Here is a 22109-nt window from a genome sequence, read left to right on the forward strand (position 1 = left end):
GTACCCCATGAAACTCAACATCCGAAAACTTGCAAAAAACGCGCTTGCCCTGTTTTTAACCGTCATCGTGATGAGTGTGATTGTCGATTGGCTGCGCAAACCGCAAGTACCGAATCATGCCGATACCACCGCACTTTATGATCTGCACAACCAACCGTTTTTTTTGGCGCAACTCGGCTATGATCGCCCCGCCATCCTCTATTTTTGGGGAAGCTGGTGCGGTTATTGCCGCTATACTTCGCCGGCTATCGATAGCCTCGCCGCCGACGGCGTAGCGGTTGTCAGCATTGCCCTGCGTTCGGGCGATCGGCAGACCGTACAGGCTTATTTGGACGAACACGGCTACCGCTTTACCACCGTTAATGATCCCGATGGCGAAATCGCCAAGCAATGGCAGGTTTCCGTCACGCCGACGATTATCATCTTTGATCAGGGAAAAATGGCATTCTCCACCAGTGGTTTAAGCACCTATTGGGGATTAAAAGTGCGGTTATGGCTCGCCGAGTGGTTTTAAGCAAAGAATTTGAAGCCTATCGCAATTCCGGCAACAAATCCTATTCAAAAAATCCGCCTCTTGCTATGTTAATCGGTGTAATCCGCTGCCAAACGGGGTTACGGGATCATCAAATGCATTCCCCATAAACTGACGGGAGGTTTTCTTATGAGTGGTTTCGGTCTGGTCATTCTTTTGATTGCGGGGATTTTATTTATCGTTATCTCCACCGCAAAATACAAGCTACACCCTTTCATTGCGCTATTGCTCACCGCCTACGCCATTGCCCTGTTCTCCGGCCTGCCGATTGCCGACACGGTCAAAACCATCACCACCGGCTTTGGCGGTATTTTGGCTTATATCGGCATCGTTATCGTTCTGGGAACGATTATCGGCACGATTCTGGAAAAAACCGGCGCGGCAATTGCTATGGCGGATTTTGTTCTGAGCAAAATCGGGCGGCAGCGTCCGGTGCTTGCTATGAGTATTATCGGCTATATTGTCTCCATTCCGGTTTTTTGTGATTCGGGATTCGTGATTTTGTCTTCGCTGAAGAAATCGCTGATCCGCCAAACCGGTAAATCGGCGGTTGCCATGTCTGTTGCGCTGGCAACCGGTTTGTACGCCACCCACACCTTAGTGCCGCCGACACCGGGGCCGATTGCGGCCGCCGGCAATTTGCACGTGGAAAATTTAGGATTAGTGATCCTGTTCGGACTGGTCATCGCCCTGTTTGCCGCCGCTGCCGGCTATTTATACGCCGAATGGGCGGGCAAGCGCTATCGCTGTGCGCAAGACGACTTGCCGAAGCTGGCGGACGATGAAGAGATTCAGACGCTCTACAAACATATTCCGTCAACCTTGAATGCCTTTTTACCGATTATCGTGCCGATTGCGTTGATCGCCTTTGCCTCGCTGCTGAAGTTGCTGTTCGCCGGTGCTGATAATCCGCTGTTAACCTATGTCTATTTCTTCGGCGAACCGGTCACGGCACTGCTTATCGGGCTGTTTTTCTCCGCCCGCCTATTGCCCGAATGGAGCAAAACCACGTTGAACGACTGGATTGGGCAGGCTGTACGCGATTCCGGCAGTATTCTGATTATCACCGCAGCCGGCGGTGCATTAGGCGGTGTTTTAAAAGCCAGCGGCATCGGTGATTATTTGGGGTCGGTGTTACAAGGCATGAGCTTGGGCATTCTGGTGCCGTTTATTATCGCCGCCGCCTTAAAAACCGCACAAGGCTCTTCCACGACCGCACTTGTGGTTACCTCCACTATCATTTATCCGCTGCTGCAACCGCTCGGGCTGGACAGCGCAATCGGTTCGGTATTGGCAATTATGGCGATCGGTGCCGGCGCCATGACGGTTTCCCACGCCAACGACAGCTTTTTCTGGGTTGTGGCCGAATTCAGTGAAATGGATGTGGCAACCGCCTATAAATCCCAAACGATTGCAACCTTAGTGCAAGGGCTGGTGACCATTGTCATCGTCGCCATTCTGGCTTGGATTTTACTGTAAGTCGAACGGCATACCGCACTTTTAGCCGAAAAGTGCGGTTTTGCACGTCAAAAAGACGACCTCGCCTGAGTCAGAAAGTCGATTTCTGCCGGCGTTGAAATACGGTCTAAAACGGCATTGCGATGCGGATAACGACCGAAGCGATCAATAATCGCTTTGTGTCGCCATTCAAAATCCAGTGTCTCGGCATCGTTCAATGCCTCAAACAGCGGAATCGCCTGTTGATGGATCACCTTGGATTCACTGTGCATATACGGCATCAGAACAAATTTTCGCTGCAACGGGGCAAGTGCGGTATAGTCGGGTTGTTTTACCGCCTCTTGCGCCAATGCCAGCGCCATCGCATCCTGACTGAATGCACGCGGCGTGTTGCGAAACAGATTACGCGAGAGCTGATCCAGCACGATAATTTCGGCTAAACGCCCCGCCATCGTCTCACGCCAGCCTGCACATTCCCCCATAACGGCTGCCGTCAGCGTATTTTCAAACGATTTACAGCGGCGATCAAAGGCATCACTTTTGACAAACCAACACGGCATGACTGCGTCACTGAACCAAAAATCCAACACCTGTTGTGCGCTTTGATGCGTTTCTTGCATATTATTCCTCCATGTCGGTTAAAACGTTCTGTATTATTTAAAAAAATTTCAATATTTTTGTCAAAATAATGCTTAAATAGAAGAGCGTTATTTTACTGTTTAAAAAGGACAAGATATGGCTGTTGAACATGCGTCAAGCCCGTTATTGCCGGTCGTCATTCTCCTGACGGCCGGTGTTTTGGCAGTACCGATTTTCAAACGTCTGGGATTGGGCGCGGTATTGGGTTATTTTTGTGCCGGCATTTTGATTGGGCCGCACGTTTTCAGTTTTTTTGACGATCCCGAACAAATTTTACATCTCGCCGAATTGGGCGTGGTAATGTTTCTGTTTATTATCGGGCTCGAAATGCGGCCGAGCAAGCTGTGGCAAATGCGAAGTCAAATTTTCGGACTGGGCGCCGCCCAAGTGGTGGTGTGTACCGCACTGTTGACATTAATTGGCGTTTTAGTATTGGATTTGCGTCAAGAAATTGCATTTGTCGGTGCTGCCGGATTTGTTTTGTCGTCGACGGCGGTTGTGATGCAAATGCTGGCGGAGCGGGGGGAAGCCAATACCCCCGGCGGACAGCAGGCGCTGTCGATTTTGTTACTGGAAGATTTGGCGATTGTGCCGATGTTGGCAGTCGTTGCCTTTCTCAGCCCGAATCATAGTGCCGAGAGCGGTGTGAATTGGGGCAGTATCTGTCTTGCCGTGACCGCACTTTCAATTTTGATTGCCGCCGGAAAATGGCTGCTGAATCCGTTATTTGCCATTCTCGCAGCGGCAAAAGCACGGGAAGTGATGACCGCTGCCGCCCTGCTGGTCGTACTCGGTTCGGCATTTTTGATGGAAATCAGCGGCCTATCGATGGCGATGGGGGCATTTTTAGCCGGCGTGCTATTGTCCGAATCCAGTTATCGCCATCAAATTGAAGCCGATATTGAGCCGTTTAAAGGGATTTTGCTCGGGCTGTTTTTCCTTGCCGTCGGTATGTCGCTGAACCTCAATCTCATTGCCGAAAGCTGGGGCATGGTAGCGTTGGCTGTGATTGCTTTTATGCTGACCAAAGCCGTCGGGATCTATGCTATAGCCCGTCTGTTTAAATCCTGCCACCGTCAGGCTTTACTACGTACCGCTATGTTCGCACAAGGCGGCGAATTCGCCTTTGTACTGTATGCCGCCGCCGTCACCAGCGGGTTAATGGATTCCCAATCCAACGCCCTGCTGTCGGCTGCGGTCATTTTGTCAATGGCCTTAACGCCGTTGGTCATGCTCGCCGTGGATCGTTTTCTGCCGGAAGAAACCATTTCACTCGATGGTTTGCAACGGCCTGAAAACTTGAGTGATGAAGTGTTGGTGATCGGTTTCGGCCGTTTCGGACAAATCGCCAGTCAGGCGCTGTTAAGTCGCGGCATGGCGCTGGCCATTATTGACAATGATCCGCTGAGAATCAGAGAAGCGCGTAAATTCGGCCGTCATATTTACTTCGGTGACGGCACGCATTTGGATATTCTGCACTCGTCCGGAGCGGCTGATGCGCATGCGATCATGGTTTGTATTGATGACAAACACGCTACCGATCATATTGTAGATTTGGTACAAAGCAGTTTTCCGAATACCAAACTGATTGTGCGGGCATGGGATCGTCGCCATTATATCGAACTGATTAACAAGGGTGTAGACAATGTGGTGCGCGAAAGTGCGGCGGCAGCCTTTGAACTCGGTGAGAAAACGTTATTGGCACTGGGCGTGGAAAAAGAAGAAGCGGAGCGGATCACGCGTGATATGCGCCTGCGTGATGACGATTTATTGTGTGAACAGGTTTCGGGCAGAATCGATATGCGCCACTATACCCCAGAACCACAACCGTTAACCGAACATAAAGTTGAGGCGGTCGATGCGCCGCTAAGCTGATGCGTTCGATCTCTTCCCGTGTATAAGCGTACACGGGAACCAGACCGCACTTTTATAACTTCAGCTTTCTGACCACTTGTTTCGATTTTGCCAGAAACGCCTTGCGCTCTTTCGCCGGCAATCCGGTATTACTGCCCGGCAGTTTCACCGTCATCGGATTGACCGGACGGTCATTGATGTGAAATTCATAATGCAAGTGCGGTCCGGTCGAGCGGCCTGTGTTGCCGGAGAGCGCAATTCTTGCACCGCGTTTGACTTGCTGCCCCGGTTTGACCAAGGCTCTGCTCAGGTGCATATAAACCGTTTTATAATTACGTCCGTGCCGCAACACAATATAACGCCCGGCGCCGTTAGCCTGATACGCCACTTTGATCACTTCCCCGTCTGACGGTGCGATAATCGGCGTGCCGACCGGAATCGAGAAATCTACCCCTTTATGCGGCGCAATCCGCCTTGTAACCGGATGACGACGCGCCGGATTAAAATGCGATGAAATTTTCGGTTGTCTGGTTAACGGATAGCGGGCAAAACCACGCCCCAAGGTTTCCCCGTTGACATTAAAATATGCCCCGTTTGCCGCTTGGATAGCATAATAACTCTTGCCAGCATGGACAATGTGAATCGCATCGACCCTCGCCTGTCCCGTCAGTTTGTCGCCCAGATATTCGCGATCCATCAGAATGGCAAACTTGTCGCCTTTGCGTAGTTTTTTCATGCTGACTTGCCACTGCAACGCTGTCGCCAGTTGATTGATCTGCCGTGCCGAAATGCCGTGGCGGCTCAAGCTGTTGGAAAACGATCCTTGAATTTGCCCCTTAATCACTTCGGTTTTCCAAACACTTTGTTTTTTCAACACCTGTCTTTTATAGCTGCCGTCCGACTGACGTTCATAAATTCGCTCTTCCTTATCGGAAACCAGCCAATTCATATACTGCAATTGATCATTTTTATTTAGAATCCAATAAAACTGCTGTCCTGCCTTTAATGTTTTTAATTCGGGAAAGGCGCTGATCAACTCGCTGCTGACCGTCGGTTCCAAACCTGACTGATCCAAAATATCTTTTAATTGCTGGCCGCCGACCACCGTTTCGCTAAACTGATTATGGATCCGCCATGCTTCATCGGCAGCATCAAGCAGAATATCAAGTGCGCTTTGCGCCGCTTCGGGCAAATATTCGGTATCCGTCCCCAAGCCGCTTTCGTCAACGGAGCCGGGTTCCACTTCATCATCTTGATGGGACAGTTCGTCATCATAAGACGTGGCGCTCGGATCTTCTTCCTCTCTGTTTGCAGAAGCCGTGCCGACCGCACTTTCAGTCGGAGCCGTCTGCATGCCGCCACTTTCCTGAGCTGGCACTGCCGTAACTGAGGGATCGGATTGAATCGGTTGATACGCCGATTCCTCACCTTGCTGGCGCTGCAGATATTCCGTGGACGGATCTTGTGTAACACGGCTATCGTTCGGCAACAGAAAATACAAGGCGATGCCCCACAGCAACACGAACAGTGCCAAAAACACTATTTTTCGGTTACGGGCACGCCTCTTTCTGTCTCTGGCTAAAATAACACTTTTCACTATGGCCGATTCTTACACTCTTGTTTTATTGGTCGGTATTTTAACCTGTGGGCGATGAATTTCCGTGCAACAACCCTCACTCATGGCGATAAACACGGAAGCATGGTTGTGAGACAGTAAAAAGATTCAAAAAGTTCGCACCGCTTTGGTTGTTTGCCGATTAAAACAGCAATCATAATACGTATCCTTTTAATCTCGTTGCTTAGGGGCTGGTCTGTTCACATTTCGTGAAATCTTGTGGACGCGTTGAATTCCTTTTCAATCCCATAAAGCGGCTTTTTGTCTACATATTGCCGTGTGACGAATTGTGAACAGCCCCTATTGTACCCATCGGAAAAATCAGATATTCTGCTACTCTTTGGCTTACGCTTGTTATTAAAGGCAATCATTGTGCTTGATACTCAGCAACAACCCCTGATCGAATTACAAAATATCTGCGTCAGTTTCGATTCGAAAATCGTCTTGGACAATATCAGCCTGCGTCTCTATCCCAACTCCGTCACGACGATTGTCGGCCCTAACGGCGGTGGAAAGTCAACGCTGTTGAAGGTCTTATTAAAGCTGATCCGCCCGAATAGCGGCACGGTGAAATCGAAAGCCAAATTGCGGATCGGCTATGTACCGCAAAAAATTCACCTCGATCAAGCTTTACCGTTGACGGTAGCCAAATTTTTATCCTTAAAACAGCACCTGAAATCGCAGCAGCTTGCGGAGATTCTGCAACGGCTGTCAATTCAGCGTCTGGCGCAGCAAAGTATGCATAAATTATCCGGCGGCGAAATGCAGCGTGTACTGTTGGCAAGGGCATTACTGAACCGTCCGGAATTACTGGTTCTGGACGAACCGGTACAGGGAGTCGATATTGCCGGACAGGCAGAACTTTACCAGCTTATCCGTGAAAGCAAAAACCGGATTGACTGTGCCGTGCTGATGGTCTCCCATGATTTGCATCTGGTCATGGCAAATACCGATCAGGTTCTGTGTATCAATCAACACCTCTGTTGCGCCGGCACACCGGAAACTGTATCGGAGCACCCTGATTTTATTCAATATTTTGGGGATCAATTTGCACAAAACTTTGCACTTTACACCCATCACCATAATCATAAGCACAATTTGCACGGTGAGGTATGTTGCAGTTCGGCGTCGGTTTCGGCTCAGTGCCATCACGAGCATTCACATGATCATCAGTAAGAGGTTGTCTCATGCTTGAAATTCTTCTGCCCGCTTGGATCTGCGGCATGGTTCTTTCCTTGATCAGTGCGCCGCTCGGTGCTTTCGTTGTTTGGCGTAAAATGTCGTATTTCGGCGATACGCTCTCGCACGCTTCCTTGCTGGGTGTGGCGCTCGGGTTATTACTGGAGATCAATCCCTACTTTGCGATCATCGCTATGGTTTTGTTACTTGCCTGCCTGTTAGTCTGGTTGGAAAATTACACGACGTTCTCCGCCGATACACTGCTTGGCATTATCGCACATAGCTCTCTTTCCTTGGGCGTTGTTGCCATTGCCCTGATGGACAATGTTCGGGTTGATCTGATTTCCTATCTGTTCGGTGATATTTTGGCCGTCGATTATCATGATCTCTATTGGATTATTGCCGGGGCGGCGATCGTATTGCTGGTGTTAATCCGTTTTTGGAAACCGTTACTCTCAACCACCGTCAGCGCCGAACTGGCACAAATAGAAGGCATCAACACCCGCAAAATGCAAATTATCTTGATGCTGATAACCGCACTTACTATCGCCCTCAGTATGAAATTTGTCGGGGCGTTGATCATCACTTCACTACTCATCATTCCGGCCGCCACCGCCCGACGTTTTGCCAAAACGCCCGAACAAATGGTCGTTATCGGCTATTTTGTCAGCTGTCTGGCCATTAGTCTGGGATTAGGGTTATCCGCACTTTACGATACCCCCGCCGGCCCGTCGGTGGTCATTGCCGCTTCAGGCTTATTTATGCTGTCGCTGTTCAAATCAGAACAAAAATAACATTCTTCTAACCCACATTAATTATTTAAAAACCCTGTACGCCCGCTCTATGCAAGGTTGGTAAAAAGACGCTCTTCTGTCTTTTTTCAATCGTTGCGTTCTCCGTTTATTCCTGGTTATGCAATAAGTCGCCGACTTTTTTGTTATACCTGTCACGCTTTCAATTTTTCTCAACCATGCCTGAGGGTTTGTGTATTTCTCGTGATTGCCGATTCCGCTATTTTAAGTTCAGGCAAACAAACAGAATCAATCAACAGGAGAGACTTATGTTATTAAAAGACAAAGTGGTGATTATCACCGGTGCAGCTTCAGAACGCGGTTTAGGCAGAGCTACCGCCAAGCTGTTTGCAGAAAACGGCGCAAAAATCGTTATTGCGGATCTCAACGAGCAGGCTTCGGTTAATGCGGCAAATGCGTTGCCGGGTGAGGGGCATATGGGCGTTGCGGTTAATGTTGCGGACGAACAACAAGTGCAAGCCGCAAAAGAGAAAATTCTGGCCAAATACGGGCGAATCGATTCGCTGGTCAATTATGCAGGCATTACCCAACCATTAAAAGTCATGGATATCAAGGCTGAAAATTATGATGCGGTCTTAAACGTCAGTTTGAGAGGGACATTGTTGATGTCACAAGCCGTGATTCCGACAATGCGGCAACAAAAATCAGGCAGCATCATTTGTATTTCTTCCGTTTCGGCACAACGCGGCGGCGGTATTTTCGGCGGACCGCACTACAGCGCCGCCAAAGCCGGTGTGCTGGGGCTCGCTCGCGCAATGGCTCGCGAATTAGGTGCGGATAATATTCGGGTGAATGCCATTACCCCCGGTTTAATCCAAACCGATATTACGCAAGGCAAGCTCAGCGACGAACAGACCGCACAGATTATTGCCGGCATTCCGTTAGCCCGTCTCGGCAATGCCATTGATATTGCCGGCGCCGCATTATTTCTGGCGAGCGATCTCTCCTCCTATTCCACCGGTATCACACTGGATGTCAATGGCGGCATGTTGATCCACTAATCCAATACATCCGAACGGGAGTACTTATGACAAAGCAAGATTTATCAAAATTGGCAACCCATGCCTATAACATTAGACGCTACGCCTTACAAATGGGCGAGGTTCAAGGACAAGGCTATATCGGACAGGCATTGGGATATGCCGATGTATTGGCAACAGCCTACTGCCATGCCTTGAATTTTAAAGCCGGGGATCCCGAATGGGAAGATCGCGATTATTTTTTACTGTCGCACGGTCATTATGCCATTGCATTTTATGCCGCATTAATCGAAGCAAAAATTATCCCTGTCAGCGAGCTGGAAACGTACGGCAGCGATGAAAGCCGTCTACCGATGTCCGGCATGGCCACTTATACCCCCGGAATGGAAATGTCCGGCGGTTCATTGGGGCAAGGGCTGCCTATTGCGGTCGGTATTGCCTTGGGGCTTCGTTATCAAAACAAAAAATCTTTTGTGTATAACTCGATGTCCGACGGCGAACTGGATGAAGGTTCGACATGGGAAGCGGCGATGTCTGCGGCACACCATAAATTGGGTAATCTGATCAATCTGATAGATGTTAACCGCCAGCAAGCCGACGGCAAATCAACCGATATGCTGAATTTTGAACCTTTAAGCGATAAATGGCAGGCATTCGGCTGGTACGTCCAACGTGTTGACGGTAATGATTTGGCTGCCGTCGTACAGGCTTTTGACAAAGCAAGAAACCATGAGGGCGATCAACCGCGCGTCATTATCTTCGATACCCTGATGGGCAAAGGCGTTCCATTCCTAGAACAACGGGAAAAAAATCATTTTATTCGCGTCGATGCAGACGAATGGCAAAAAGCCATTGCTGTATTGGACGAAAGCCAGAAATAGGGGATATAACGATGACGAAGAAAAAACTCACCACATCAGCAATGATTGCCTCCATTGCAGAAGAAGGACAAGAAACGATTTCCGCACCATTTGGACATGCCTTGAGCGAACTGGCCAAAACAAGAGCGGAAATTGTAGGCATGACGGCGGATCTGTCTAAATATACTGATTTGCATATTTTCGCACAGCAATATCCCGAACGCTTTTTCCAAATGGGAATGGCCGAACAACTTTTAATGGGCGCTGCCGGCGGAATGGCTAAATCGGGCCTAATCCCGTTTGTCACGACTTATGCCGTATTCGCAACCCGCCGCGCATTTGATTTTATTCACCAAGTGATTGCAGAAGAAAATTTAAATGTCAAAATCGCCGTCGCCCTTCCCGGTTTAACCACCGGTTACGGTCCAAGCCATCAAGCGACCGAGGATATTGCCATGATGCGCGGCATTCCCAATATGACAATCATTGATCCGTGTGACGCTTATGAAATTGAACAGGTTGTTCCGGCAATTGCCGATCACCAAGGCCCTGTTTATATGCGGTTACTGCGCGGAAAAGTCCCCGTCGTACTCAAAGACTACGATTATAAATTTGAAATCGGCAAGGCAAAATTACTGGAAGACGGCAATGACGTGCTGATTATTTCGACCGGTCTGTTAACCATGAGAGCCATTGAAGTCGCCAAAATATTGAAAAAAGACAATATCAATGTTGCAGTGCTTCATTGCGCCACCATAAAACCGCTGGATACCGAAACCATCATCAAGCAGGTCACTCAGTCCGACCGGCTGATCATTACGGCTGAAAACCATACGATCATGGGCGGATTGGGCGAAGCCGTTGCCAGTCTGTTAATGAGCCGCAATATTCAAGCGAATTTAAAACAGATTGCTTTACCGGATCAGTTCCTGCACGCAGGCGCTCTACCTACCCTGCATGATCAATACGGGATTTCCTCGTCTGTGATATCAACCAATATCAAAAAATGGCTCGCCGAATCCAGCTAGTCAGACCGCACTTCTGCATTGGGGCCGCCCAATGCAGATAACGCCTGAATTATCCGAAAGATAACCGGTAAATATTTTACACAGGTATCTCGACAATGCGCCGAATAATGCCGATACCACACCAAATCAATCCAACGATTGAATAACAGGAGAAAATAATATGAATACTTATCCTATTCTCGAATTAGAACGCAATACCGTGCGAAAGGTGACTCGTCGATTAATTCCGTTTTTATTTATCTGCTTTTTTATCTCTATTCTTGATCGAGTGAACATCAGTTTTGCCGCCTTACAAATGAATAGCGATTTAGGTTTCTCCAATGCCGTTTTCGGATTTGGTGCCGGCATTTTCTTCTTGGGCTATTTTTTATTGGAAGTGCCGGGCAGCGCAATGATGACAAAAGTCGGCGCAAGCAAATGGATTTGCCGCATTATGGTAAGCTGGGGCGTTTTAGCGATCTTAATGGCGTTTATTGAAAAGCCATGGCAATTTTATACCGTGCGCTTTCTGCTCGGTGTGGCTGAAGCCAGTTTTTATCCTTGCATGGTGCATTATTTAAGCAGTTTCTACCAAGGCAAACACCATGCCAAAGCGATTGCGGCATTTATGTTGGCTATTCCGGGGGCAAACGCATTAGGCGCACCACTCTCAACCTATTTACTCGGTTTAAGCGGTTTCGGCTTATCCGGTTGGCAGTGGATGTTTGTTATTGAAGCGATTCCGGCTATTATTCTGGGAATTATCGCCTATTTTTATCTGACCGATTACATAAAAGACGCCGACTGGCTAAAACCGGAAGAAAGAACATGGCTGATGCAAACGCTCGAAGCCGAACAAAAAGCCAAACAAGCCGTAAAACATTACACCTTCATGCAGGCACTTAAAGATAAATCCGTTTTATTACTTTCCGTCGGCTATTTTTTCTGGATGATGGGCTACTACGGCATTAATATGTTTCTGCCTAAAATCTCTAAAACCATCACAGAAACAACAACGCTAAGTTTACAGAATTTAGGTTGGATTCTAGGCTTGCTCTACTTTATCGCCATGATTGTGATGATCTGGGTTGGCAGCCATTCCGATAAATATCACGAACGCCGTTGGCACGTTGCGACTTGCTTAACTGTCAGCGCCGTCGGCTTGGTATTGGCAACACAAGTTGCAGAAACAAACGTCTGGCTATCATTCATCTTTTTGGCCGTGGCATTATGCGGTGCCTTCGGCGCATTTTCACCGTTCTGGGCAATTCCGCCTTCGTTCCTGACCGGCGCCGCCGCCGGCGGAGCCATCGCCCTCATCAACAGTATCGGCAATCTGGGCGGATTCTTTGGTCCTTATATTGTCGGCACACTCAGCGACATGACCGGATCGTTTCAAAGTGCGATAACGTTCCTTGGGGGCAGTATGGTTATCAGTGCGCTTATTATTGTGATCAGCACCAGAAAAGTCGATACCACAATTGCCAAAACGCCTGAAACAACCGTTTTAGAGCGGCGTTTATCACAGTAATCTCAAATTAGCGTGCAAATATAGCCACTTTTGCACGCTGAATTTTATCTTTGGCAGCACAACGAAATATTATAGTATGGAGCACTAAAAAATCATTATTCCCTCTCATATAGGATATGAATATGAGTAACATCAAAAAAGTCGCTATTCCGCCGATTAAATCGATTCAGGCTTTTGAGCAGGCGGCGCAACTCGGAAGTATCGTCAAAGCAGCGGAAAGCCTGAGTATCACCCCTTCAGCCGTCAGCCATCAAATCGCCGGTCTGGAAAGCTTTTTAAATAAAAAACTGTTTTATCGAACCGGCAGAGGAATGATTCTTACGGGAACGGGCGAAAAATATTTAGACGCCATATCCGGCGCACTACACACCATCAATGCCGCCACCAGTAATATTATTGAAAAACAAGAGAAAGAAATATTAAGCATTCACACCTCCCCCAGTTTCGGCTTGCTTTATTTATTGCCGAGAATTGAAAAATTCAAGAAGCAATATAATGAATTACAAATTAATCTCACCTGTTCCTATGAAAATATTCAATTTAATCTGGATCAGGTTGATATCGACATTCGGCACGGCCATTTTTCATGGAAGAATCTTAGTGTTCTACCGATAAAAAACGAATATGTAACGGTATTGGCACACCCTTCGTTTCTGGCTAAAAATAAGATTAAGTCTCCGGAAGATTTGTTAAAAAACAATCTTATTTTATCACAAAGTGCGCTCATTCAATGGCCGCAATGGTTCGCACATCACAATATCAATATATCACAAGGGCTGACATATGCTTTTAGTTTCGACCGCTCTTATATGAGTTGTGAAGCGGCAAAACAAGGGTTGGGACTGATTATTGAAAGTAATTTATTGACCAATTCCTATCTCAAGTCGGGCGATCTGATTCCCGTCTTTGATGAAACATTCAATATCCCGATTAATGCGCATTATATTACCTTTCCCCATTCACACAAAAAATACACAAAAGTCCAATATTTCATTGATTGGTTGAATACCGAATTAAATGCACAGCAATAAAATGAAAGTGCGGATCACTCCGATATGATGATTCTGTTTTATTGCGTCAATCGGAAACTGATGTCAAGCAGCTCAAAAATCTCTGAATAAGGAACGGAACCGTCTAAAACAATAGACAGCCAATGTGTCTTATTCATATGATATGCCGGTAAAAAGCCTTTTGCCTGCCGCAGTGAATCAATTAATTCGGGCGGACATTTCAAATTCAGCAGATCTATTTTGCCATCGCCATTCAAACCAATTTTTTGTTTATCCACATCGGCAATCAGGCAAAACCATTTTCTGCTTCCGAGATGTCTGAACACCGCATAACGGGGGAATTTTTTCCATGGATATTCGGCTTCAACGGCATAATTTGAGGCGATATATTCCAATAAAGCGGTTCGGCTCAACATTTTCTCTCCGATAAAAAAGCCCGTTAACTTTTTAACGGGCTTTTTTGCTATTATTTGTTTTCACCTAAAAAATCCACATAATCGGCAGCAACGTGCTCGGCTTCGCGCAAAAAGAAATCCGGAGCTTCGTAATCTTTAGCCAGATCATCAATATTTTTTAACGGTTTTTTACCCTCGGCTTTAAACCTTTCATTCAGGGCTTTCAAACGGCGGGCTTCGTCACTACGGTTTTCATCCTGTCGATTTTTTAAGTTAAGCGACAGGAATTTGCGTTCAGACCGCTCTTTTTGAATTTCCAGCTCTTTTTCCAAAGCGATAAACTCACGTTCTTGCGCAATCCGTTTTTGATGTAATGGCGTTAAATAACGGATAGCCGCGTTCAGCGTCGGCATGACCGTGTAATTTGCCGCCGGCACTTTATCCCACGGCAATGCGTTATCTTCACTGCTTTCTCCCACTTTCTCGCCATCAATCAATGACGGGAATGTAATATCGGGATCAACCCCTTTAATTTGGGTACTGCCGCCGTTAATGCGATAGAATTTTTGAATCGTGTATTGGATAAAACCTAACGGAGACTGATCCAAATCATACACAAAATTCAATGGCCGGCTTTGCTGAACCGTCCCTTTGCCGAAGGTTTGCTGACCTAAAACAATCGCTCGTTGATAGTCCTGCATCGCTGCGGCAAAAATTTCCGAGGCGGAGGCGCTATAACGGTTGATCATCACCAGCAACGGACCTTGGTAGACTTGTGCACTGTCCGGATCTTGATGAATGCGAATACGGTTATACGCATCACGAACTTGCACAACCGGCCCGTCGGAAATAAACAATCCGCTCAGAGATACCGCTTCACTCAAGGCACCGCCACCATTTTCACGCAAATCGATAATCAATGCCTGTACGTTTTTTTCTGCTGCCTGAGCCAGTAATTTGCGCACATCATCAGTCAGCCCTAAATAAAAGCTTGGGATTTTAATCACGCCGATATTACGGTTTTCAACTTTATTCACTTCCAGCTTCGCCGCATTGTCCTCGATCCGCACTTTATCACGTACCAAGCTGATAATTCTGGTCTTGCCGCCTTTGGCGGGCTCGATTTCCAAACGGACGGTCGATCCTTTTTTCCCTTTGATTTTGTCAACGACATCGTCCAACCGCCAACCGACAATATCTTCGATTTCGCCTTTTTCACCTTGTCCGACACCGACGATTTTATCGCCGGCAGCCAGTTTTTTACTGCGTTCCGCCGGTGCACCCGGCACCAACGAACGAATCACGGTTTCGTCGTCTTCCGATTGCAGGGTTGCGCCGATTCCCTCCAATGACAAATTCATATCTTCGGTAAAACTTTTGGCACTGCGCGGCGACAGATAACTGGTATGCGGATCGATTTCACGGGCAAACGCATTGAGGAATAACTGCGAAACATCGTCCGCTTTGGTTTGATTCAAACGCAAAATAGCCAAATTATAACGTTTGCGCAATTTTTTCTTGATATCCGACCATTTACTGTTTTTCAAACGTTCGGTAATCACATCATTTTTAAAACGCTGCAACCAGAGTTTGTCTAACTCCGCCGTATCCGTCGGCCAAGTCGTCATTTTGGAGCGATCAATCTCAATTTGATCGTCCTCCCCCAAATTCGGTTCCTTGTCCAATAGGGAGAGCAGATAGACATAACGCTCGTAGCGGCGTTTACTCATCAGATCGTAAGCTTTGAATGCCAACGTCAAATCGCCGGAATACAACCCCTGCTGTAAGTCTTTATTCGCTTGGCTTCGCAATTCATCTACATCGCTTTGTAAAAAAGTATTGTGGTTATAATCCAGAAAATTCAGATAGCGGGTGAACATCTTCTCCAGAAATGCCTGATCTAATGCAAATTTGCTGTAGTGTGTCTGCGTTAAACGTGCCGTGACGCGTTTGGTCGCCGTCGCCTGCACTTCGCCCGGTTGCGGCAAACGAATCTCTTCATACTTAAGATCCGGTTTTACCGCAACAACGGATTGCGCTGTCAATGTCAAGGAAGCAAACAACACGGCAAATAAACCATATTGCAATTTTTTTACTTTCATCCTCAATCCCTAAAATATCCTGATTTTTAACATAAGCCGAAAATAAACAAAACACCGCACTTTAACCAAATGCGATGCTTCGAAACTCAGCAAATAAGTGATAACGCCTTATTCTGCATTATATAAATGTTCAAAGGCGACATTCAGCAACATGCCGCTTTGCAACTGAACCCTGGCAGAATCTTTCATGATATCCAGAATTGTCGCTCGGTTGGCTTTTTCTGCCAGTTTGACGTTAACCGATTGTCCTTTTTGCAAGGCGTCCGCATTGACCGGTGTCAATTTCGGCATTTCCTTGTGCGGTTTGTTTTCCGCTTTCACCGCACTTTGTTGTTTTCCGACCGATTTCACCGGACGCACCGATTTTTTAAACTCGGCCGGTTTTTTATCCGCTTTATCTTTGTCGGCTTGTTTGGCTTTGGCAGCAGCACGCAGTTGCGCTTTGCGTTGCGCCACTCTGGCTTTTGCCTGCTGCAATTGTTCGGCGGCATGATCGGCGTGCTCTTGTTCCAACACGCCGCAACGGTTTCCCGCCAGATCGACACGCTCCGCACCGGCTTTGCAACCATGCAAATAACGCCAGTTGGAGGTGTATTGCCGCAATGCATGGCGCAATTGGGTTTTACTGACTTTTTCGTCATCTTCAAGTGCGGCGGCAAGATCTTGAAAAATACCGATTTTAAGTGGCTTGGTTTCCCCTTCCAAACTGAAGCAGAGCGGAAACTTTTGTGCAAGATAAGCAATAATCTCTTTACTATTGCTGAGTTTTTGTTGTTCTGACTGTTGTTCTGACATGAAATTATAAATTCCCGAATCGTATTATCAAATTCTTGTATCCACAAGAAACCAATGCCACAAGAAACTAAAATGATAGGGGCATAGTCTAGCGTAATTTTTGATTGCTTGACAACATAAACCGCACTTTTCTCACACAATCGCCCCTGTCAAAGCGCAATGCGGCGTGAAAAGGTGTATTTGGCACGAAAATTTAGTCTATAGCCATCAATTCGCCTTTATATTATACTTAGCCAAATTTTTTACAGGAAAAACCGCCATTAAAATCTTATCCCGAGTCAGTACACAACACCTTCTGCGCTGCGATGAATGCGACACGCTGGTCAATGTGCCGCGTTTGCACGCCCGCCAGGTTGCCCGCTGTCCGCAATGTCATGCGGAATTGCGTTCCGGCAGTCGCTGGAGCTTGCGCCGTTGTGCCATTATTGCGATCTCGATCCTGATTTTAATGCCCTTTGCTTTTACTTTTCCACTGCTCAGCATTGATCTACTCGGCGTGCCGGTCTACGCTTCCGTCTGGGAAGGCGCTTGGAAAATCGCCACTAACAATGATATTTACACCGGTTTTATGGTGTTACTGTGCGCCATCATCATGCCGCTCTGTTTTGCCGCTTTGGTGCTGTTTTTATGGATTGCCAAACATTTTCACCACCGTCCGCGCAATCTGTTACTGATGTTGGGTTATATCAAACCTTGGGTTATGCTCGATGTCTATCTGGTCAGTCTCGGCGTGGCTGCTTTTAAAGTGCGGGAATATGCGACTCTGACCGTCGATATCTATTTTATCGCCTTTGTTTTTACCGCACTTTTAACCACGTTGTTGTTTATCAAAATCAATCCTATGGCGCTGTGGAATGAATTCTACCCGCAATTCAGCTACCCGACACCCGATGAAACTAAAGCACGGTTGAAGCACTGCCATTGCTGTAACTACACCTTTGTAGAACAGCAATCCGCCCTCGACAGCCGTGGCCGCCAATATTGTCCCCGTTGCCAGTCGCTGCTCGATATCGATGACGGCGCCAAACTACAGCGCACTTGGGCGGCATTGATTGCCGGCATTATCATGCTGATTCCCGCCAATTTGCTGCCGATTTCTTATATCTATCTCAACGGCGTTGCCAGCGGCGATACGCTGATTTCCGGGGTGATCACGTTTATCGGCATGGGAAGCTACTTTGTTGCGTTTGTGGTCTTTGTCGCCAGTGTCTTCGTGCCGTTAAGCAAAATTTTGGCCATGATTTATTTACTGATCAGTGTACACCGTAAAAAAGTCGGCGATATTCATAAAAAAATGAAACTGCTGCATTTAGTTCATTTTGTCGGACGCTGGTCAATGTTAGACTTATTCGTGTTGTCGCTGATGATGTCGCTGGTAACACGCGGACAATTGATCAATTTTTCTGTCGGCCCGGCAGCCTTCTATTTCGGCGCCGCCGTTTTTCTCACCATGATTGCCGCCGAGCAATTTGACAGTCGTTTACTCTGGAAATACTATGACAAGCAACACACCTAATCACGAACCGATTCGCACAATACCGCAAGAGCGGGTACAAAACGCGACGATTCGGCGTTTGAAAAGCATTTCGCCTTTTTGGTTATTGCCGATCGTTGCATTGATTATCGGCTTGACGCTTTTCGCCCGTATTTTAGACGAACAAGGTGAAACCATTACCATTTACTTTACCAATGGCGCCGGCATTTCTGCCGATAAAACGCCGGTGCGTTACCAAGGGCTACAAATCGGGGTGGTCAGAAAAGTCCAGTTTACCGAAGATCTAAAACAGATTCGCGTCACAGCCAGTATCAATCCGGAAGCTAAAGCCGTCCTGCGGGAACACACCAAATTCTGGCTGGTACAACCGAGCGCCTCGCTGGCGGGGATTTCCGGTCTGGATGCGTTGGTATCGGGCAACTACATCACCTTATTACCGGGTGACGGTGAAAGTGCCGACGAATTTATTGCCGAATCCGAAGGGCCGATGGCACAAATGGACGACGGTGATATTCTGGTTCATTTGCTGGCGGATAATCTCGGTTCAATCTCGGCCGGCGCTTCCGTGACTTACCGTAAAATTCCGGTCGGCTCCATTTCCGATTACCGCTTTTTACCGGATCAACAAAAAGTCGAAATTGATCTCGTCATTCACAAACCTTACAGCCATTTGGTTAAAAAAGACTCTCGTTTTTGGAACAGCAGCGGCCTGCAAACCGATATCAGTCTGAGTGGAATTTCAGTCGATATGGAAAGCATTACGTCATTGATTATCGGCGGTGTCTCCTTTGATTCCCCCGATGACAGTCCAAGTGCGGTCAGCGGAGAAAGCTACACCTTATACCAAGACGAAAAGTCGGCGCAGCGCGGTATTGAAGTCGACATCAAACTGCCGAATATTCGCGGGCTCAAAGTCAATACTACACCGGTTTATTATCAGAATTTTAAAATAGGCTCACTGTCGGCACTGGATGCCAATCTGGAAGGCGAAGTCAGCAACACGGTTCACGGCAAGCTGTTGATTAATGAAAATATGCGCAATCTGCTGCGCAGCGGCAGCCAAGTCGTCATTAATGAAAACAGTCTGGATGCAGATAACTTAAATAATCTGGAAAAATTATTGGCAGGACCATTTTTTAATCTGATTGCCGGCAACGGCGAGCCGCAAACGGAATTTACCGTACTGACTCAATCTGAATTACTGCTGAGCCAGCCGAATACGCTGCGTATTAAGTTGTCGGCACCTGAAACCTATAATGTCAACGTCGGGCAAGGTGTGTTTTATAACGGTATCCGCATCGGTGAAATCGCACAGCGCGAGGTGTCGGTTGAGGGTGTAGAATTTAATATTGCTATTGCCGGCGAATATCGCCACCTGATTTACGCCAATACTCAATTTGTCGCCGCTTCGAATCTGAACGTCAATATCGGCATAGACGGAATTCAGTTTGAAGCCGCTGCGCCGGAAAAATGGCTGCAAGGCGGCATTCGAGTTGCAGTTAACAAAAACGGGCAAGGCGAGCCGCTGGCGCAATATCCGCTCTATCAGGATCTGAGCAGTGCCGCAGCCGGTATCACCGGCGCCGCCCTGCAACCGAACATCACGTTAACCTCAGCCAGTTTGCCGGGGGTTGAGCGCGGTTCTCTGGTACTGTACAAACAATACCCTGTCGGGCAAATCATTGCGGTGCGTCCGACCGATAAAGCGTTCCAAATCGATGTTTTTATTAATAATCAATATCGTAATTTATTGACCGCCAGAAGCAAATTCTGGAGCGAAAGTGCGGCACAAGTCGATATCAGTCCGAAAGGTGTAACTATTCAAGCGGCGCCTATCATGCGCACCTTGAAAGGCGCTATCAGTTTCGACAATTTTGGTGCGGCCTCCGCTGCTAAACAGCTCTACCCTTCCGAAATTGCCGCCCGCTCGGCAGGAAATGAAATTATCCTGACCTCAAGCGACGCACGGGAATTGAGCAAAGGTATGCCGATCCGTTATATGGGAATCACCATCGGCGAAGTGGTTTCAATCGCGATTGATCAGAAAAATAACCGCATCACCAGTAAAGCACTGATCCAACCGAATTACTATGCCCTTATCAGCAAAAAAGGCAGTACGTTCAAATTGATTTCACCACAAATTTCCGCCGGTGCAATCGCCAATATCGACAGCCTGTTGCAACCTTACATTGATGTAGAGGCCGGCAAAGGAGAAAGCGCCAAAACCTTCCGTTTAATCAAAGAAATCAGTAACACCACCAAATTTGCCAACGGTATGCCGCTGGTTCTGGAAACCTCCAGCGCATTTAACCTGAGCGAAGGTTCGCCTGTGCAATATCGCGGCATCGAAGTCGGGTTGGTGCAAAGAATGCGACTGAATGAATTGGGCGATCGCGTGTTGGTAGACATTGTCATCAGTGATAAATACAAACATCTGGTGCGCCAAAATTCGCAATTCTGGATTACCTCCGGCTACAGCTTCGGATTCGGTCTGCAAGGATTTGAATTTGAAACCGGCAGCGTGCAACAATTCCTGAAAGGCGGCATTACGTTCGGCACGCCGTCAGGGGAAGTGGTTCAGCCTGCCGCCAAAGCCAAGCAACGCTTCCTGCTGCAACAGCAACTGCCGCCGGAATCCAAATTCTGGAATCAAGGCGCCTATTAATACCGTCAGCGGTGCTTTAGCACCGCTTTCGTCAGATATTCCCTGCCGGTTCCGCCGGATAAATCGCACCGAGTGATACCGCACTTTGCGCCCCGGTCACACTTGGCAAATTGGCGGATAAGCCGTGCATACGCCGATATGCCAACCAAGCAAAGGCTGCGGCTTCGACAGAATCGCCATCCAACCCGCAATCCGTGGTGGTCTGCACCGTCCATTCCGGCAAAAGTGCGGTCAGCCGTTGCATCATCAATCGATTTTTTGCACCGCCGCCGCAAACCAATAGCCGACAAGGCAACCCGCTTTGTGCGGCTATCGGCTGTAGTTGCCCTACGATACTCTGTACACTGAATTCAAGCAGTGTCGCCTGCACATCACTTGCGGAAAGTGTGCCGACATTCTGCATTTTCTGTGTCAGCCATGCCAGATTGAATAATTCCCGTCCGGTACTTTTCGGCGGTTTCAGCGAGAAAAAAGGCTCATCCAGCAGTGCCGATAACAGCGCTGGGCTAACTCGACCGCACTTTGCCCAAGCGCCGTCCTGATCATAACGTTTACCCTGATGACGTTCAATCCACGCATCCAACAGCGTATTGCCCGGGCCGGTATCGTAACCGATCACAGCCTGTTGCGGCGCCAACACCGAAATATTGCTGATTCCGCCGATATTCAGAACCACATTGACCCGCTCGGTTTCGCTGAACACCGCGTGATGAAATGCCGGAACCAACGGTGCGCCCTGTCCGCCGAACGCCATGTCTTTGCGGCGGAAATCCGCCACGACATCGATACCGGTTTTCGCGGCGAGCAGGTTGGCGTCGCCGATTTGCATACTAAATGGAAAACGCCCGTTCGGCGAATGCCATATCGTTTGCCCGTGACAGCCGATCGCCCTAATCCATTGCGGATTGAGTTGTCGGGATTGCAAAAAACGATTGACGATATCAACATATAACAGCGCCAAACGGTGATCCAATTCACCTAACAATTGCAATGACGTATTGCCGCTGTTGCACAATGCCGACAGTTGTGTTCTCAACGCTTCCGGCATCGGCATAAAATCGGTTGCCGCCAGTTTTGGGCTGCCTCGACTGAAATCCATCAATGCTAAATCTACGCCGTCCAGACTGGTGCCCGACATCAAGCCGATATAATAATTTTGCTGCATAGCCCGTTCTCCTCA

The 22109-nt window shown here is 47.8% G+C and carries 18 protein-coding genes; 12 read left to right on the top strand and 6 right to left on the bottom strand.

What is annotated here, in order from left to right; translation table 11 throughout:
* The first annotated feature begins 7 nt into the window (after window positions 1-7).
* Both OA57_RS08885 and OA57_RS08890 read left to right on the top strand, forming a co-directional pair.
* Window positions 8-514, top strand: a complete 507-nt coding sequence (locus OA57_RS08885; RefSeq protein WP_034616564.1) for a protein disulfide oxidoreductase — start codon at window positions 8-10, stop codon at window positions 512-514.
* Window positions 515-661: 147 nt separating this feature from the next.
* Entirely contained in the window at window positions 662-2011 is a 1350-nt protein-coding gene (locus OA57_RS08890) for a GntP family permease (protein ID WP_034616567.1), read from the top strand.
* Between the two features lie 47 nt (window positions 2012-2058).
* Here OA57_RS08890 and OA57_RS08895 read toward each other — a convergent pair whose 3' ends face one another.
* Window positions 2059-2610 carry a DUF924 family protein gene (locus OA57_RS08895; protein WP_034616569.1) on the bottom strand — a complete coding sequence of 184 codons (552 nt, stop codon included), beginning with the start codon at window positions 2608-2610 and terminating at the stop codon, window positions 2059-2061.
* A gap of 115 nt (window positions 2611-2725) precedes the next feature.
* Between OA57_RS08895 and OA57_RS08900 the strand changes: the two genes are divergently transcribed.
* The gene (locus OA57_RS08900) at window positions 2726-4504 is read left to right on the top strand and encodes a monovalent cation:proton antiporter-2 (CPA2) family protein (protein WP_052122455.1); all 1779 of its coding nucleotides are present in this window, start codon (window positions 2726-2728) and stop codon (window positions 4502-4504) included.
* Between the two features lie 52 nt (window positions 4505-4556).
* Here the strand turns inward: OA57_RS08900 and mepM are convergent, their stop codons facing one another.
* Window positions 4557-6080 (bottom strand): murein DD-endopeptidase MepM, encoded by a 1524-nt coding sequence (mepM, locus tag OA57_RS08905; RefSeq protein ID WP_034616571.1) that lies wholly within the window; start codon window positions 6078-6080, stop codon window positions 4557-4559.
* Window positions 6081-6467: 387 nt separating this feature from the next.
* Here mepM and znuC point away from each other — a divergent pair, with 387 nt between their 5' ends.
* The 7 genes from znuC (at window position 6468) to OA57_RS08940 (ending at window position 13498) form a co-directional block, all read left to right on the top strand.
* Window positions 6468-7274, top strand: a complete 807-nt coding sequence (znuC, locus tag OA57_RS08910) for a zinc ABC transporter ATP-binding protein ZnuC (protein ID WP_034617139.1) — start codon at window positions 6468-6470, stop codon at window positions 7272-7274.
* Between the two features lie 11 nt (window positions 7275-7285).
* Complete coding sequence (gene znuB / locus OA57_RS08915) at window positions 7286-8071, top strand: zinc ABC transporter permease subunit ZnuB (protein WP_034616574.1); 786 nt, start codon at window positions 7286-7288, stop codon at window positions 8069-8071.
* Between the two features lie 266 nt (window positions 8072-8337).
* Window positions 8338-9090 carry an SDR family NAD(P)-dependent oxidoreductase gene (locus OA57_RS08920; RefSeq protein ID WP_034616577.1) on the top strand — a complete coding sequence of 251 codons (753 nt, stop codon included), beginning with the start codon at window positions 8338-8340 and terminating at the stop codon, window positions 9088-9090.
* A gap of 26 nt (window positions 9091-9116) precedes the next feature.
* Window positions 9117-9950, top strand: a complete 834-nt coding sequence (locus OA57_RS08925) for a transketolase (RefSeq protein WP_034616580.1) — start codon at window positions 9117-9119, stop codon at window positions 9948-9950.
* 11 nt (window positions 9951-9961) lie between these two features.
* Complete coding sequence (locus OA57_RS08930; protein WP_200883618.1) at window positions 9962-10957, top strand: transketolase family protein; 996 nt, start codon at window positions 9962-9964, stop codon at window positions 10955-10957.
* Window positions 10958-11117: 160 nt separating this feature from the next.
* On the top strand, window positions 11118-12467 hold the full coding sequence (locus OA57_RS08935) for an MFS transporter (RefSeq protein WP_034616584.1): 1350 nt from the start codon (window positions 11118-11120) through the stop codon (window positions 12465-12467).
* A 122-nt stretch (window positions 12468-12589) separates the two neighbouring features.
* On the top strand, window positions 12590-13498 hold the full coding sequence (locus tag OA57_RS08940; protein ID WP_200883619.1) for a LysR substrate-binding domain-containing protein: 909 nt from the start codon (window positions 12590-12592) through the stop codon (window positions 13496-13498).
* 38 nt (window positions 13499-13536) lie between these two features.
* Here OA57_RS08940 and OA57_RS08945 read toward each other — a convergent pair whose 3' ends face one another.
* The 3 genes from OA57_RS08945 to proQ all read right to left on the bottom strand — a co-directional run bounded on the left by OA57_RS08945 (window position 13537) and on the right by proQ (window position 16769).
* Window positions 13537-13893, bottom strand: coding sequence for an MmcQ/YjbR family DNA-binding protein (locus OA57_RS08945; RefSeq protein ID WP_034616589.1), 357 nt, complete (start codon window positions 13891-13893; stop codon window positions 13537-13539).
* A 50-nt stretch (window positions 13894-13943) separates the two neighbouring features.
* On the bottom strand, window positions 13944-15974 hold the full coding sequence (gene prc, locus OA57_RS08950; protein WP_034616594.1) for a carboxy terminal-processing peptidase: 2031 nt from the start codon (window positions 15972-15974) through the stop codon (window positions 13944-13946).
* A 108-nt stretch (window positions 15975-16082) separates the two neighbouring features.
* Entirely contained in the window at window positions 16083-16769 is a 687-nt protein-coding gene (gene proQ / locus OA57_RS08955; RefSeq protein ID WP_034616597.1) for an RNA chaperone ProQ, read from the bottom strand.
* Window positions 16770-17028: 259 nt separating this feature from the next.
* Here proQ and OA57_RS08960 point away from each other — a divergent pair, with 259 nt between their 5' ends.
* Together OA57_RS08960 and OA57_RS08965 are read left to right on the top strand one after the other, a co-directional pair.
* Window positions 17029-18285 (top strand): paraquat-inducible protein A, encoded by a 1257-nt coding sequence (locus OA57_RS08960; protein WP_034617145.1) that lies wholly within the window; start codon window positions 17029-17031, stop codon window positions 18283-18285.
* Window positions 18266-20929: an MlaD family protein gene (locus OA57_RS08965; RefSeq protein WP_052122456.1), complete on the top strand. Its 2664-nt coding sequence runs from the start codon at window positions 18266-18268 to the stop codon at window positions 20927-20929. The genes OA57_RS08960 and OA57_RS08965 overlap by 20 nt, the downstream gene beginning before the upstream one ends.
* Before the next feature lie 31 nt (window positions 20930-20960).
* Here the strand turns inward: OA57_RS08965 and OA57_RS08970 are convergent, their stop codons facing one another.
* Window positions 20961-22094, bottom strand: a complete 1134-nt coding sequence (locus tag OA57_RS08970) for an anhydro-N-acetylmuramic acid kinase (RefSeq protein WP_034616600.1) — start codon at window positions 22092-22094, stop codon at window positions 20961-20963.
* Window positions 22095-22109: the final 15 nt, after the last annotated feature.

The organism is Chelonobacter oris, from assembly GCF_000772535.1.
Taxonomy (GTDB): Bacteria; Pseudomonadota; Gammaproteobacteria; order Enterobacterales; family Pasteurellaceae; genus Chelonobacter; species Chelonobacter oris.